At 50.4% G+C, this 14,745-nt stretch carries 13 protein-coding genes; 9 read left to right on the top strand and 4 right to left on the bottom strand.

The window, feature by feature from the left end; genetic code table 11:
* Positions 1-55 precede the first annotated feature (55 nt).
* A complete protein-coding gene (locus tag MHM93_RS16515; protein WP_239449881.1) occupies positions 56-394 on the top strand; it encodes a DUF1232 domain-containing protein in 339 nt (112 codons plus the stop codon).
* On the opposite strand, the gene MHM93_RS16510 is transcribed toward MHM93_RS16515, so the two are convergent.
* Positions 391-3,237, bottom strand: a complete 2,847-nt coding sequence (locus MHM93_RS16510) for an FAD-binding and (Fe-S)-binding domain-containing protein (RefSeq protein ID WP_239449880.1) — start codon at positions 3,235-3,237, stop codon at positions 391-393. The two genes, MHM93_RS16515 and MHM93_RS16510, sit on opposite strands and share 4 nt — an antisense overlap.
* Before the next feature lie 262 nt (positions 3,238-3,499).
* Here MHM93_RS16510 and MHM93_RS16505 point away from each other — a divergent pair, with 262 nt between their 5' ends.
* From MHM93_RS16505 to MHM93_RS16480, 6 genes are all read left to right on the top strand, one after another.
* Positions 3,500-5,320, top strand: coding sequence for a glycoside hydrolase family 3 protein (locus MHM93_RS16505; RefSeq protein ID WP_239449879.1), 1,821 nt, complete (start codon positions 3,500-3,502; stop codon positions 5,318-5,320).
* A 31-nt stretch (positions 5,321-5,351) separates the two neighbouring features.
* Positions 5,352-6,146, top strand: a complete 795-nt coding sequence (locus MHM93_RS16500; RefSeq protein WP_239449877.1) for a putative hydro-lyase — start codon at positions 5,352-5,354, stop codon at positions 6,144-6,146.
* A gap of 8 nt (positions 6,147-6,154) precedes the next feature.
* Positions 6,155-6,883, top strand: a complete 729-nt coding sequence (locus MHM93_RS16495; RefSeq protein ID WP_239449876.1) for a 5-oxoprolinase subunit PxpA — start codon at positions 6,155-6,157, stop codon at positions 6,881-6,883.
* Between the two features lie 41 nt (positions 6,884-6,924).
* Entirely contained in the window at positions 6,925-7,743 is an 819-nt protein-coding gene (locus tag MHM93_RS16490; RefSeq protein ID WP_239449875.1) for a glutamate cyclase domain-containing protein, read from the top strand.
* A complete protein-coding gene (locus tag MHM93_RS16485) occupies positions 7,740-8,597 on the top strand; it encodes a D-amino acid aminotransferase (protein WP_045980096.1) in 858 nt (285 codons plus the stop codon). The genes MHM93_RS16490 and MHM93_RS16485 overlap by 4 nt, the downstream gene beginning before the upstream one ends.
* Before the next feature lie 201 nt (positions 8,598-8,798).
* The gene (locus tag MHM93_RS16480; RefSeq protein WP_138509146.1) at positions 8,799-10,019 is read left to right on the top strand and encodes an MFS transporter; all 1,221 of its coding nucleotides are present in this window, start codon (positions 8,799-8,801) and stop codon (positions 10,017-10,019) included.
* Positions 10,020-10,022: 3 nt separating this feature from the next.
* Here MHM93_RS16480 and MHM93_RS16475 read toward each other — a convergent pair whose 3' ends face one another.
* The gene (locus tag MHM93_RS16475) at positions 10,023-10,724 is read right to left on the bottom strand and encodes a FadR/GntR family transcriptional regulator (RefSeq protein ID WP_130146181.1); all 702 of its coding nucleotides are present in this window, start codon (positions 10,722-10,724) and stop codon (positions 10,023-10,025) included.
* Positions 10,725-10,913: 189 nt separating this feature from the next.
* On the opposite strand from MHM93_RS16475, the gene MHM93_RS16470 reads away from it, so the two are divergent.
* Together MHM93_RS16470 and MHM93_RS16465 are read left to right on the top strand one after the other, a co-directional pair.
* Positions 10,914-12,413: a dipeptidase gene (locus tag MHM93_RS16470; protein WP_239449874.1), complete on the top strand. Its 1,500-nt coding sequence runs from the start codon at positions 10,914-10,916 to the stop codon at positions 12,411-12,413.
* 200 nt (positions 12,414-12,613) lie between these two features.
* A complete protein-coding gene (locus tag MHM93_RS16465; RefSeq protein ID WP_022945468.1) occupies positions 12,614-13,486 on the top strand; it encodes a LysR family transcriptional regulator in 873 nt (290 codons plus the stop codon).
* Between the two features lie 144 nt (positions 13,487-13,630).
* Here MHM93_RS16465 and MHM93_RS16460 read toward each other — a convergent pair whose 3' ends face one another.
* Together MHM93_RS16460 and MHM93_RS16455 are read right to left on the bottom strand one after the other, a co-directional pair.
* On the bottom strand, positions 13,631-13,885 hold the full coding sequence (locus MHM93_RS16460; RefSeq protein ID WP_239449873.1) for a hypothetical protein: 255 nt from the start codon (positions 13,883-13,885) through the stop codon (positions 13,631-13,633).
* 215 nt (positions 13,886-14,100) lie between these two features.
* Positions 14,101-14,706: a DUF2306 domain-containing protein gene (locus MHM93_RS16455; protein ID WP_239449872.1), complete on the bottom strand. Its 606-nt coding sequence runs from the start codon at positions 14,704-14,706 to the stop codon at positions 14,101-14,103.
* Positions 14,707-14,745 lie beyond the last annotated feature (39 nt).

The raw sequence follows: 14,745 nt of genomic DNA, 5'->3' as shown, positions 1-14,745 counted from the left end.
GTAATAGTTTTATTGCGCGCAGGCATTATGCTGTCAGTAACAACAGGAGTGACTTATGCACAGCAAACCCAATTTAAATCACCAAAGAGTCTATCCACGCTGGCTACTCATCTGCATTCGCGCCTTGCTCGCAAAGCTTCTAACCCTGTATTTCGCATGGCATTCACCGAAATGCACGGCTACGTATAAATTAGCGTTAATCGCCGCATTAGCGTATCTGCTTTTTCCCTATGATTTAATCCATGACTTGGCCACAAGTTTTGGTTACGCCGACGACGGCACCTTTATGGGCGCGGCGATCATGACGTTTTCATCATGCATTGATGCGCGCGTGAAAAGCCTAGCCAAACGCAAAGCACAGGCCATGGTCTATGTCCCCAAGGGCAAGCGTTAACTGCGTGCTTGCGCTTGCTCATTTAAGCGCAGCAAAAGCGATGTAAACATCACACCACTGTGCGCTTTGAGGCCAATTTCACAGGTGCGACTGTTGCTGTAACCGCTTTTGCAGCCAGGGGGCTGCGAGTCTGTAAGATGACGCAAAGCATGGCTGTTGAGCTCAGGATGCGTAAACCCTTTATCACCGGCAAAACCACAACAACTGATATCGGTGGTACTGACTTTCTCACTTAATGCATGTGCCAACGCCAACATGGCCTTGCCTCCGTCGAGGTGTTGCGAGCTACAGGTGACATGTAACCAGATAGGCTCGGCACTGGGGATAATGTGCAGATGAGGCAGCAGGTACTGCTGCGCAAAGGTAATACTATCTAGCGGCGCGATGTCTCCACCACTGGAGCTGTGCAAGGCACAGGGGCTGGCATCCATGACCACCGGCCAACGCCCGTTGTCACTGAGTTCGGCCATAACCTGCTGAAGCTGTTGCTGCTTATACTGGGCTTGGTGCTGCGCGCCTCGACTGTGAAACGCCATACCACAACACAATTGCCCTAGTTGTTTGGGCACAATAACCGTAAAGCCTGCTTTGGCACATAATTGTTGCAGTGTTTGCTGCACACTGTGCTCGCCATCGTTAGCAAAAACCCGATTTGCACAGCTAGGAATGTACACCACGTTACGCTCCCCCGACTTACTGTGGTTCGATGTGGGTGTTGGCTGCCCCTGCCCTTGCGGCCAGGCGCTGAAATAGAGAGGGGTGCCAAAACGCTGATGCAACCACTGGGTACTGTTGTGCAGCTGCGTCTCGCCCACCACATGGGCCAGCTTTTTCATGCTACTGAGGCCAAAACGGGCAAGCTGAGTACTGCCCTGAAAATGCTGCGCGCTGAATTGGGCAATGCGATTAGCCAAACGCGATTGCGCAAACTCTTGTTGGCGTAACGATTTCACATAGGCACCGGTGTCTATGCCAACAGGGCAGCGCGTTGCACATAATCCGGTTGCGGCGCAGCTGCTATCGACTAAGTGCTGAAAGCGGCTTTGAACGGCCCCTAAACGCTGCCGTAAACGAGGGCTTGGACTGGTGCTACTGGCTAATTGCGCCTTAAGCTCGCGTTGATGACGACTCAAACTAATACGTTGGCGCGGCGTTAATGTGTAACCTTGCGATGGACAAACAGGTTCGCAAAAGCCGCACTCGATACAGCTATCAATAGTGTCATCGGTCGCTGGCAGAGCTTTAACATGCTGCAGGTGTGCACGCGGGTCGCTGTTGATGATCACTCCAGGGTTAAAAATCCCCTTGGGATCAAACAGATGTTTGATCTGTTTCATGACTCCATAGCCATCATCTCCCCACTCTAGGGCCACAAAGGGGGCCATGTTTCGTCCCGTCCCATGCTCGGCTTTCAGCGAACCATTGAGTTCAACGGCCACCAACTGCGCCACCTCGGCCATAAATTGCTCGTAGCGCGCCACCTGCTCATCGTTATCAAAGCGCTGGGTAAATACAAAATGAAGGTTACCGGCTAAAGCATGACCAAAGATAATGGCTTCCTGGTAGCCGTGCTTGGCAAACAAGGCATGCAACGCCTTAATGCCGCGTGCCAAATCGCTGAGCGCAAAGGCGACATCTTCAATAATCACTGTGGTGCCTATCTCCCGCACCGCCCCCACCGCTGGGAAGGTGCCCTTACGCACATTCCACAGCGCCTGTGCCCGCTCGCTATCACTGCTCAGAGCATATTGATGAATAATATCGCTTTGATAACGCTCGAGTAAGGCACTGACAGCGGCGCTGGTGGTCTGTAATTCAGACTCGTCAGCGCCGGCAATTTCAATCAACAGCGCAGTGGCCTGCGCCGGAAAATCAACAACCTCGTTGGGCATAATGGCCTGTTCTCGCACCGACATCAGCGCGCGTTTATCGAGCATTTCCACCGCCTCTACGGGGTAGCGACTAAGCTGCTCGATAAAATCGCAGGCACTGTCTATTGTCGCAAAGGTAAACAGCCCGGTGTGTTTATGCGCACTGTGGGGCACGGTGTGGTAGGTAATATTGGCAATGAATCCAAGGGTGCCTTCGGAGCCGATCAGCAAATGCTTTATAATATCGATACCATCTTGGTAATCGACGAGCGCATTCAGGCCATATCCTGTGGTGTTTTTCAGTCGGTATTTATGTTCAATGCGCGTGCGCAGCGCCTGGTTTGCCCGCACTTGCTCGCCGAGGTGCTCGAGGGCCTGTACGAACTCGCCGTGACTGCGACGAAATTGCTCACAAGAGTGTGCATCTGCAGTGTTTAGCTCAGTACCGTCGGCCAAAATAATGTGCATGTCCTTAAGCGTGTGGTAGCTGTTATGCTTAACACCACAGCACATGCCTGAGGCATTATTTGCGGCAATACCGCCCACCTTGCAGCTGTTGATCGAAGCCGGATCAGGGCCTATTTTACGCCCAAATGGTGCCAGCAGCTGGTTGACCTTGGCACCGATAAGCGCTGGTGATAGCGTTATCCAATCGCCGTTGCTACCGATTTCATAATCCTGCCATTGGTCACTGAGCACCACCAATACACTGTCGCTAATCGCCTGTCCCGAGAGGCTGGTGCCAGCAGCACGAAAGGTTAACGCAACCTCAAAGCGCTGGGCTAGGGTAATTAACTGTTGCACCTGCGCGCGATGGTGCACACGCACCACACACTCGGGGGTGAGGCGATAAAAACTGGCGTCGGTACCCAGGGCATAACGCAAAGCATAATCAGTGATCACCTGCTCGCAGGATAAGGTTTCACGGGCAGCCTCAATGAAGGCTTCCATGGCGGCGCGGTACTCTGACATAATGACGGTCACTAATAGCGGGCGATGTGCCTTAGCATAGCTTGGAATAAAATATTATTAAATCCCTTAAGGTAGATAGTTTTACACCTAAGCAACTGAGATCAGTACATGTTAAGGCCAGCTCGTCTAAAGTGGTTGTTTTTTTACCACTACACACTATAGAATCGTGAATAGTTTATTCCAAAAATCAGTCTCGGAGCGAGCCGTGTTTTTTCGCCAGATAGCCAAGGCGCTAAGCCTTGCCATAGTAGGATATGCCGTTATGAGTGCCCCAAGTTTTGCCGCTACCCAGCTCACCTTAAAGCAGCAAATTGGCCAAAAGCTAATGTTAGACTTTCGCTATTACTGCGGTGATGGCACTGCCAGTGACCGCTGTCGCACCCCGATGACCAAGCTGCCACAGGCTCTTGCCGATGCCATTAGCACACACCACATTGGTGGCGTGATCCTATTTGCCGAGAACATAGACAACACCGAGCAAATTGTCGCGCTGAACCGCGACTTACAACAAGCGGCGCTGGCCTCCTCATTAGCGGCCCCTTTGTTTATTAGTGTGGACCAAGAAGGGGGGCGTGTCGCTCGGATTCCCCGTCATCTTGGTACGGCGATGACTGGCAATATGTCCATCGGTGCGACCTATGCAAAGCATGGCAGTGAATATGCCAGCGCCAGTGCCAAAGTAATTGCTAAAGAGCTACGGGCCGTTGGTTTTAACGTTAATTACGCGCCCACCTTAGATGTCAATATGAATCCTAACAACCCGGTGATCAATGTGCGCTCCTTTGGTGAAGACCCGGCCCGAGTCGCTGAGCTTGGTGGCGCTCAGGTTGACGCCTATCAACGCCAACAGGTCATTGCCGCGTTAAAGCACTTTCCGGGTCATGGCGATACCAATGTCGATAGCCACACGGGTTTGCCCAAGGTCATGCATAGCAAAGAGCAGGTCATGGCCCAAGATATTGCCCCATTTAGGGCGGTGATTGAGGCCGGCCATGCCCCGGGCATGATTATGACCGCACACATTCAATACCCGGCGCTCGACAGCAGCACCTTTGTCAGTAAACAGGGACAAACAATGGTTAAACCGGCGACCATGTCGCGGGCCATTATGACCTCACTGCTGCGTGAGGAGCTGGGTTATCAGGGTGTCACCATCACCGATGCGTTAGATATGGCGGGTATCAGTGACTTTTTCACCCCCGAGGACGCGCTCATTAATACCTTCAAGGCCGGTGTCGATATTGCGCTTATGCCCATTGCTATTCGCAATGAACAAGATATTGCCGAGCTTAATAAGCTCATTGATGCCGTAGCCCATGCCATTGAGCGCGGCGAGTTAGAGCGCGGCGAATTTGCGCAATCAGCGCAGCGAGTCATGGCTTTGAAAGCCGACTATCAATTGCTGCCAGCGCACTTTGACAATCATCTGCTACAAACCGAGCTAGCGGCGATGACCTTAGGCAACGCCAGTCACCGGGCCATTGAAGCCGAGCTGGCCAGCGCCGCTATCACCGATATCAAAGCTGGACAGCGAGCCACCACCCTAATTAAGCAAGCGCGCAAAGTGGCGCTCATTATGCCCGATACCCGTAAGTGTATGGCGTTGCAGCAAGCTCTGGATCACCTCAGCGAGCAGCACCGAGTGTTTCACTGCATTAGTTTGCAAGGCCACGACCCTGAGCAAGCATACCTGGATATCAATGACGCCGATGTGGTTCTCGCTGCGAATGCCAGCCCACCACAAAGTGCCGTCGAAATAGGCGGCATGGACGATGTTTCAGCGTTAGCGCAGTTTGCGCTGAACCGTCAGCAGCAACCCGATGCGCTGGAATCGTTATTACAGTACGCGCAGCAAAGCGACACCCCGGTGATATTCGTCAGCTTACGAGCCCCTTATGACATTACTCAATTTGGCGCCTACGCGCAGGCCGTGTTGGCAACCTATGCGTATAATATTGATGTTGATGATGGCGAAACCGTACAAGGCCCCGCCTTTACTGCATTGGCCAAGGTACTCTTGGGATTGCGGCAGGCCCCTGGAGAACTGCCGGTTACTATAGCGCCGACCAAGGTTCTGCGCTAGGGTGGGGATAAACACGATATAAGATACTGTTATGGACGCAAACGCCTCTTTAAAAACACCTGCGGACATCCGCCGGTTGATACGCGATGGTCATTATTCAGGGCATACCTCTGGGTTTGCCCCCGGTTATGTGCAAGCAAATGTGGTGATCTTGCCTAAAAAATATGCCTATGATTTTTTGGGCTTTTGTCAAAATAACCCACGGGCCTGTCCGTTACTCGGTCACACTGAAGCCGGCGCCACCGAGCTACCGCGTTTAGCGCAGGATCTGGACATTCGCACCGACATTCCCAAATACCGGGTATATGAGCTAGGACAAAAGGTCAGTGAGCAAACCGAAATCACCGCGCTGTGGCGCAAGGACTTAGTGACCTTTCTGATCGGCTGCTCATTTTCTTTTGAAGAGGCGTTATTAGCCGATGGCATTGAAGTGCGCAATATCACCGAAAACTGCAATGTTCCCATGTATGTGACCAATCAAGCCTGTCACCGCAGCGGCGTGTTTGGCGGCAACATGGTGGTGAGTATGCGGCCCATGACCCCTAAAGACGCCATTCGCGCCATTCAAATATGCAGCCGCTTTCCTAGCGTGCACGGCGCACCGGTGCATTTTGGCGATCCTCAGGCCATTGGCATTAACGATATTAAGCGGCCCAACTTTGGTGATGCGGTGAGTATAAAGCCAGGGGAGGTGCCGGTTTTCTGGCCATGTGGGGTGACGCCTCAGGTGGCCATTGCCACTGCTCGCCCCGATTTTTGCATCACCCACAGCCCCGGACATATGCTGATTTTAGATATTAAAAACACCGCACTATCGAGCTTTTAGGAGTGTTTATGCTATTGAATTGCGACTTAGGTGAAAGCTTTGGCAACTGGCGTATGGGTGAGGATGCCTTAGCCATGCCTCACATTGATTTAGCCAATATCGCGTGCGGCTTTCATGGCGGCGATCCTCAGGTAATGGCCCGCACCTTAGCACTGGCCAAACACCATCAGGTAAGTATTGGCGCACACCCCAGCTATCCTGACCGCCAAGGCTTTGGACGACGCTCCATGGCGCTCAGTGCCGACGAACTGTGTAGCGATTTACATTATCAAATCGCCGCTTTAGAGGGCATGGCCAGGGTGCAAGGGTTAACGCTGCGCTATGTGAAGCCGCATGGCGCCTTATACAACGACATGATGCGTGATAACGCTATTCTCGCCACCGTGATGCAGGCCATCGCCAGCTACCCAAGCGAGTTGCAACTGATGGTGCTGGCCACCGGGCAGCGTCAGCAACATGAATTAATGGCACAGCAGCACGGCCTGTCATTGTTATTTGAAGCCTTTGCCGACCGCCGCTACACCGATCAAGGCACCCTTACCCCGCGCTCACAATCAGGCAGTGTGTTGGATAAGCAAGCTATGCTTGAGCAAGTTCAATTATTGGTGGCCGAGGCCAAAGTCATCACCGACAGTGGCCAAAGCCTCGCGCTCAATGCCGATACCTTGTGTGTTCATGGCGATAATCTCGAAGCCGTCAATGCCATCAAAGAGATCCGTGCACTGTGTGCCCGCTAACACCGCAACTACAGCTCAGTCGACACATTGAAGACTGCCTGGTGGCGCAGAATTTACGTGGCATGGCGCAGATACAAAAGGCGCTGCAACCCGGCTATGTCTATCGCGCCGCAAAACAGTTATTTGCGGCCCAAGAGCAAATTTTAATTGCTACGGGCTTCCCCGTAGCGGGGACCTTTGAAACCGATGGCCCGGTCGGCGCAATGGCGCTATATCAGGCGCTAACCACACTCGGCAAAGAAGTTAAATTAATCTGCGCAGATCCGCTATACAGGAAGATCGCCGAGGATTATAACTGTATGCCGCTGCCTTTAAATGATGTCGTAGGCGCTCATCAACAAGCCCAGGCCTACTACCACCATCACCGCGTCAGCTGTGTGCTCGCCATTGAGCGTCCTGGGCTCAACGCGCAAGGACGCTACACCAATATGCGCGGTGAAGATATTAGCTCCGGCTGCGCCAGCTTTGACCCCTATATGACGCTGGCCCCGTGTCCAACCTTGGCCATTGGCGATGGCGGCAATGAAATTGGCATGGGTAAGGTAAGCGAAGCCCTTGAACAACTCGCAATTACCCCCAGTGTCACCAGTTGTGATGAGTTGGTTGTGGCCGACGTATCGAACTGGGGCGCATATGGCTTAATTGCTTTTCTGGGGTTGTGGCGGCAACAAGACCTGTTAGGTGATATTGATAGCCCGGCGTTATTGCGCTACTGCAGCGAGCTGGGCAGTGTCGATGGCGTCACTTTACGCAATGAGCTGACCGAAGACAGTCTCGATGCCAGCCATGGCCAAGGTATCATCAACCAATTACGACAGTTAACGGGCTTTTTGCCCCAAGAGAATGAGGAAACCCCATGAGCCTTGTGTATTTAAATGGCGATTACATGCCACCAGAGCAGGCTAAAATCTCACCGATGGATCGCGGTTTTTTATTTGGTGACGGCATTTATGAGGTGGTGCCCGCCTACCACGGCAAGATGCTCGGGTTTGATGCCCATATCCAACGCATGCAATCGGGGTTAGCGGCCATTGATATTGAGCTTGACTACACGGCGCAGCAATGGCGGCAAATCTGTGACACCTTGATTGCCAAGAACCCGGGCCCAAACCAAGGTATCTATCTGCATGTTAGCCGTGGGGCCGATAGCAAACGCAACCACGCCTACCCGCAAGGTATCACGCCCACGGTTTTCGCCTTTTGCTTTGAACTGCCCGGCGAGCCGGTTTGCGATCCGGAATTAGCCACCAGCTACCATGTTTCCCTCGAGCAAGATAAACGCTGGCAACGCTGTAACATTAAGTCCACCGCATTGCTTGGCAATGTGATGCATTATCAAAGCGGCGCGGCGGCAGGTAACAAAGAAACCATCTTATTCAATAGTGATGAGCAGATTACCGAAGCAAGCTCCAGCAATGTGTTTATCGTCAAAGATGGCGTGATCAGCACCCCGCCGTTAGATCATCAGATTCTGCCCGGGATCACCCGCTGGCTGATCCTCACTATTTTAGCCGAGCACAGCGACTTTGCTGTGCAACAACGAGTGATCAGCAAAGCGGAATTACTTAACGCCGATGAAGTATGGATCACCTCGGCAACCAAAGAAGTCGGTCCGGTGGTTAAAGTCGCCGATCAAGTCATTGGCAGCGGCCAACCCGGCCCGGTATGGCAACAGGTACAAAGCCTGTTTAGCCAACATAAATTCGACTACTAACAACGACCCCTTATAGCGTCGGTGTGAGGCTGGCGCTGCATTCGAATTCAGGGTACAAACCTAAGCTCAACCCTTGCTTGAGGGTGCCACTTTAAATTATCATACAAATAGGCGTCGTACAGTCTCAGACTCAATCTCTCTCCTGTTTTTCTGTCTCCATTGACGCCGATAATCACAACCAATTACTACAAAAGGGTTCTTATGCACCACCTTGATAGTCAGGGCCGCCAACCTATTGGCGTTATTTTACTCGTGTTAGCCTTGGGGACCTTTATTTTAGGTCTGACCGAATTTTCGATGATGCCCATGTTACCTTTGATCAGTGAGACCTTTGCGGTAACCCCCGGGCAAAGTGGCTATGCCATTAGCGCCTATGCCATCGGCGTCGTGATTGGCGCACCGGTGTTTATGCTCGTGTGCGCAAACATGAATAAGCGAAACGCGCTGGCCATATTCGTTGCCATTATGTTTGTTGCCAATGGCCTCAGCGCAATGGCACAAACGCTGGAGCAGCTCGTGCTATTTCGTTTGTTAAGCGGCCTCCCTCATGGCGCATATTTTGGTACTGCGCTGTTGCTGGCGGCTCAGCTGGCCCCCGCTCATCGCCGCGCAAGCTTTATGGCTAAGGTATTTATGGGGCTGACCATCGCCACTATTGTCGGTGTGCCGCTCGTTACCTTAATAGGCCAATCACTCTCATGGCGCTATTGTTTAGCTCTGGTGGCCCTACTGGCCTTAATCGCTTTTGTGCTGGTGTTATGGCTGGTGCCAAACCAAGCCAACAAAGAGCACACTCATTTAGGCGATCAGTTAGAAGTGCTTAAGAATCCACTTGTTTGGTCTATTCTCGGAATTATTATCATAGGTTTTGGTGGTGTCTTTTGTATTTATACCTATATCGCCGACACCATTTTACAGGTTACGCAAAGCGCTGCCGTCACCATTTCCATCGCCATGGTAATGTTCGGTATAGGCTGTACCTTAGGCAATTATGTACTGGGTAAAGCCGCCGATCACTCTGCGCTTATCACCACAGGTGCAGCGCTGCTTGGCGCGACCTTGTTTGCGTTGCTGTATGTTAATGTAGCCACAAATATTTATCTGCTGTGTGGGGTGATCTTCTTTATTGGCTTTAGTGTTGGTTTAGGCACCGTGATCCAGTCGCTGCTTATGCAGGTCTCGCCGCAAGGCCATGCCATGATTGGGGCGCTGGTGCAATGTGCCTTTAATACTGCCAATGCAATCGGTCCGTGGGCTGGGGGCATGGCCCTTACTTATGGTCTACAGATGAACGAAACGGGCTATGTCAGTGCGAGTTTGTTTGCCGGTGGCTTGGTGATGTGGGCGCTGAGCGTGGTGTTACTGCGACGCAAAGCTGCGGCACCTGTAGATTACCAACAATATGCGACTCGACGCCTGTAAACGTTACCTGTTAACTTGTTCAATTAATGCAATCGCCTCTTCAATCATACTCACCGATAAAGCCCTTGCCTTGTCGACTTCGCCATTTGCAACGGCAAGGAAGAGGTTTTTGTGCGCCTCAACAACCATATGCGTGTCGCCCTTAATCGGTGTAGTGTAACGAACACTGACATTAAGTGCGGTACTGGTAAAGTCTCTGAGCTGACGAAGAAAGCGGTTGCCACTTGCGTTAAGTAACTCTAGGTGAAAATCTATATCGTAGCGATGAAAGTTACTGTCGCAATCCACAGAGGCTGCCATGTTTTTCCAAGCGTGTTCTATTTTAGCGATAGACTCACTATCAGCACGCTGAGCCGCTAAAGCTGCGGCTTGTGGCTCAATAGCGAGCCTCATTTCCAAGAACTCCTTGAGTATCGATAACGAAGGGTTGCTGTCTAGCATCCAAGTAAGAACCTGCGGGTCGTAAAGATTCCAGTTATCAGCGTCTTCTATGCGTATTCCTTGGCGTGGACGAGAAGAGATTATTCCTTTTGCCGCCAGCATTTTTACTGCTTCACGTACGGCTGTACGACTAATATTGTATTGCTCACATAATTTAGCTTCAGTAGGCAAAGCGTGGGCGCTATTGTAGTGTCCAGATATTATTGCTTTTCCCAGTTCATCGGCTAATTGCATGGACAAACTGGTCTTTCTTAGTGGTGCCATAAATTGAAATGTTACTTATAACTAGTTAAATAAGAGTGTGTGAGATATACCCACGATACAGGTGTTAAGTGTTTAAGTGTACTTGCTTTTGCGCCTTTTGTTTTTTATCTTCAATTCAGTATATTACTGGTTCATATTTTCACTAAAGGTTACCATATACTTCAAAACCTTATCTTAACGGGATCTGCTTTGAAGTCATCACTTATCGCTGCCGCATTGGCATTGCTAAGCTACACGGGGTTAAGTCACGCCACCCCCACTTACCACGACGCACTGGCTCAGTACGCTGTCGATGAATACCAAGACGCACAAATTCACACCCTCGCGAATATGGTGTCGTTCGCTACGGTTAATACCAGTGCATTTAAAACACCTGATAACCCTGAGTTCATTGGCTTCAAACACCTTTTGAAAATGAAGGCTGCACAGCTCGGCTTGGATTATCAAGATTTGGGCTACACCGTGCTTATCGGCATGGGTGAGCAGCAGGACAAGGTGACTATAGTGACCCATGGCGATGTGCAACCAGCCGATGCATCAAAGTGGGCCAAAAGCCCGTTTGTGCTCGATAGCACAACCGAGCCGGGCAAACTAATCGCCCGGGGTACCGAAGACGACAAAGGCGCAATCGCCACCGCTTTGTATGCCATGAAAGCCATTAAAGACCAGGGCATACAATTAGATAACCGCATTGAACTGATGATTTATTTGGCCGAGGAATCCGACTGGCAACCGCTACGCACCTTTATGCAAAGCTATCAGCAGCCCAAATATGCGGTGACCATTGATGCCAGTTACCCTGTGGTGGTAGCCGAAAAAGGCTGGAGCCTCGTGGCCCCTACTTTTAGCGGTACTTATCAAGGCTCACAGATGTATGTCAGTGAGTTAACAGGAGGCGCGTTTGTAAGCCAAATTCCTGAAGATGCCAGCGTGCGGGTGCACAATGCCAGTGCCGAAGCTATAGCTATGCTGCGTGCCAACGCGGCAAAGCTCAGTGACGTTGAGGTTCAAGTTGAAGAGCTGGCCGATAATGAAGTGTTAGTTCGCGTCAAAGGCACTTCAGCGCATTCGTCGGAGCCCGAATCTGGAGTCAATGCCATTGCCCATTTAGGCGCGGTGTTTAATGATCTGGAGCTGGCAACCAATGCCGATGGCCAAGCCTTGCTATTTATTAATGAGCTTATTGGCTTAGATCTCTATGGCAAGCACTTTGGCGACATTGCCTATAGCCATGACTTTATGGGCCCAATGACGGTAGCACCGACCTTAATTGAGCGCCAAAACGACACGCTCACCCTCTCGGTGAACTTACGTCGGCCAGAGGGCAAGCCAGAGTCGCAACTGCGTACAGAAATTAACAGCGCTTTGAACAACTGGCAGCGTCGCCACCAAGTTGAGCTGGCAGCGGTTGATATCGAAATTGGCACCCCTATGCTATTGGATGATGCCCCGCACGCCGACGCCCTACTAAATATTTTTAAACACTATACCGGCGATGAGCAGGCGAAGTTTGTCTCCATTGGCGGTGGCACCAATGCCAAATTGTTTGATAACGCCGTGTCTTTCGGCCCTTCCATGCCTGGCAAAGCCTATACTGGTCACTCCGAGCATGAATTTATGACCCCTGAGCAGCTGCGTCTCAACCTCAAAATGTACACCGCCATGATGGTGACACTAGGTAATATGTAGTGCTTCAATGGCAGCCGTTATGGATGACGGCTGCTTGAATAGTAGGTGCACAATAACGATTCGCGCTGCACCGAGTTAGTGCAGCAAGCACATTTTAATTAAGCAATAGCAAAGGCTGCGTGCGCTATACCCTAGTTTAAACACCAGTGTATAGTTGGTTTATAAATTGCTTTTTCTCTATTTTACTCAAAAAAGTACTTATGCAGACACCCATTAGAGGACTTCGCGCATTCTGTTTCGCAGCTCGCTGCTTGAGTTTCAAACAAGCGGCTGAGCAACTCTACCTCACCCCTTCGGCTGTCAGTCACCAAATTAAACAGCTCGAGCAGCAGCTTGGCTTCGCACTTTTCCAGCGCCGTACCCGGGCAATAATACTGACCAACGAAGGTAAAAACTTCTTCGATGCCATAGAGCCTATTATCACTGATCTTGAGCAGACCATTCGCACCTTTAGTCACAAAGATAATAACGTCACCATTAGCATTGCCTTGCCAGAGTTTTTCGCCAGCGAGCTATTGATGCCAGTGCTCAGTGAATGGACTTCACAGCATCCCGATGTCAATTTGGAAGTCGACACTTTGCGCACCCGTACACAAAAAGTGCGCAGCACCGATTTATCAATTGTTCTCTCGCATGACACTCCGGTCAGTGGCATTGCCACTGAATTATTTGCGTTGGAATATATTCCCGCTTGTAACCGCACTACCTACGAGCAGTGGCAACATAATAGCGAACAAGCATTAAGTGAACTGCCACTAATTGTCCATCAGTCGCGACCTTGGTCTTGGCATCAATGGGCTGAATACCATTATGCAGGGGATTTCGCGCCCAAGCAGATCATTCAACTTGATAGTATGTTTGGTGTGGCCCGCGCAGCGCAGCAAGGGATGGGGGTGGCGTTAATCCCCATGCCGATTAGCCGCACTTGGTTTAATGAAGGATTACTATGGCCATTGGTCAACAAGCCCTTATGGACCAAAGATAAATACTATTTAGTTGAGCATGAAGTGGCTGAACCTGACTCGCCCCTGGCTGATTTTACCCAGTGGGTGATCAATACCTATAAACAGTAACGCGATAAGTTCTCTGGTATCGACAACCAAAGTAGCGTGTTATATCAATAAGTGAGCTGCTAACACAGCTAAGCCATCGCTTAAAAAAACGGGTGCATATTGTGTCAGCAAGCTCGCCTAAAACATCAATTTATCTTTATAAGATTAAACAACAGCATGGCCTATGGTGATATTAATGGTATTTCCAGCAAAGGCCCACACGCCCAACAGGTAGCCGAAGTGATACATATTGCCATTGTTATTCGTTTCGTAGATGCTGACACCGTCTTTAAATAAACTGACAATGAAAAACACAGGCATTAATAAACCATGCCACAGCCCAGATAAAAACCCGGCTTGCGAGGCATTCACTACTTTGTATTTTGATTGAAATCCTGGCATTGATAGCGCATAACTCATCGTTTACACCTTCCTTATTATTGTTGTTATCTCAAAGCGGCTCTTACATCAAAAGCAACAACCTTTCGCTTTGTCCTTGATATTATTACTTTTACCAAACCTGAGTGATGCTTCCAACGACAGAGTTGTTACAAACTTTGTAAGTGTGTCTGTGCTGTACACAAGATGAGATTGATGCCTTGGATAGGTCAATTAGGGTTGAGGATTGTTTGGTTTTATCTGGGCGCAGGATGGCGATTGAATAGCCAATCCGCTATGAGAAGATTAGGTACCCAGCTTAACCAGGCAAGTAGCGGATAAAAGTCAGCAAAAGGTATGCCTGACGCCATAAACGCCCCCAGATAAATGCGCAAGGTGACAGCAGAGAAAGTGACAGAGAAATTGCGTATCATCCAACGCCGATGAGCATCAAAATCCTTTTTCATAACACAGTAAAAGGCCATAAACCCAGTGATTAACCACACCAAAGCTGAACCAGTAAAGCCAACGATAGACACTAAACCACCAAACGCAGTTTGTGCCAATGCCAAGCCCGCTAGCCCACCTAGCAGCACACCGACTAGTAGATAAACACGGCCAAACCAACGGTGCAGCTGCGGATAACGCGAACGCAGAGTAGACAAAAATTGCCACGGTCCCAGCGCTAAAGCCGTTAGCGAGCCAAACACATGCACATAAATAGCCAGTTGATGTTGACTAAACACCACTTGCATATCGGGGTGCACCAACGAGCCGAGAGGCAAAAAGCTGTAAGCGTATAACGCATAACCAGCTACACCTAATGAACAAAGTAACAACGCCCACCAGCTTAAAGTTTTCACGGTTGTATCTGCCTCAATTGCAAAAAGTCAGCGCTTAAC

The organism is Pseudoalteromonas sp. MM17-2 (assembly GCF_022347945.1).
Lineage (GTDB): Bacteria > Pseudomonadota > Gammaproteobacteria > Enterobacterales > Alteromonadaceae > Pseudoalteromonas > Pseudoalteromonas ruthenica.
Note: the sequence above shows the minus strand (reverse complement) of the source record. Positions and strands in the feature narration are given on the sequence as shown.

What these genes read in the sequence shown, in the direction of transcription:
- MHM93_RS16515 (WP_239449881.1), top strand. Translation starts at nt 56, where the DNA reads ATGCACAGCAAACCCAATTTAAATCACCAAAGAGTCTATCCACGCTGG.
- MHM93_RS16510 (WP_239449880.1), bottom strand. Translation starts at nt 3,237, where the DNA reads ATGTCAGAGTACCGCGCCGCCATGGAAGCCTTCATTGAGGCTGCCCGT.
- MHM93_RS16505 (WP_239449879.1), top strand. Translation starts at nt 3,500, where the DNA reads ATGAGTGCCCCAAGTTTTGCCGCTACCCAGCTCACCTTAAAGCAGCAA.
- MHM93_RS16500 (WP_239449877.1), top strand. Translation starts at nt 5,352, where the DNA reads ATGGACGCAAACGCCTCTTTAAAAACACCTGCGGACATCCGCCGGTTG.
- MHM93_RS16495 (WP_239449876.1), top strand. Translation starts at nt 6,155, where the DNA reads ATGCTATTGAATTGCGACTTAGGTGAAAGCTTTGGCAACTGGCGTATG.
- MHM93_RS16485 (WP_045980096.1), top strand. Translation starts at nt 7,740, where the DNA reads ATGAGCCTTGTGTATTTAAATGGCGATTACATGCCACCAGAGCAGGCT.
- MHM93_RS16480 (WP_138509146.1), top strand. Translation starts at nt 8,799, where the DNA reads ATGCACCACCTTGATAGTCAGGGCCGCCAACCTATTGGCGTTATTTTA.
- MHM93_RS16475 (WP_130146181.1), bottom strand. Translation starts at nt 10,724, where the DNA reads ATGGCACCACTAAGAAAGACCAGTTTGTCCATGCAATTAGCCGATGAA.
- MHM93_RS16465 (WP_022945468.1), top strand. Translation starts at nt 12,614, where the DNA reads ATGCAGACACCCATTAGAGGACTTCGCGCATTCTGTTTCGCAGCTCGC.
- MHM93_RS16460 (WP_239449873.1), bottom strand. Translation starts at nt 13,885, where the DNA reads ATGAGTTATGCGCTATCAATGCCAGGATTTCAATCAAAATACAAAGTA.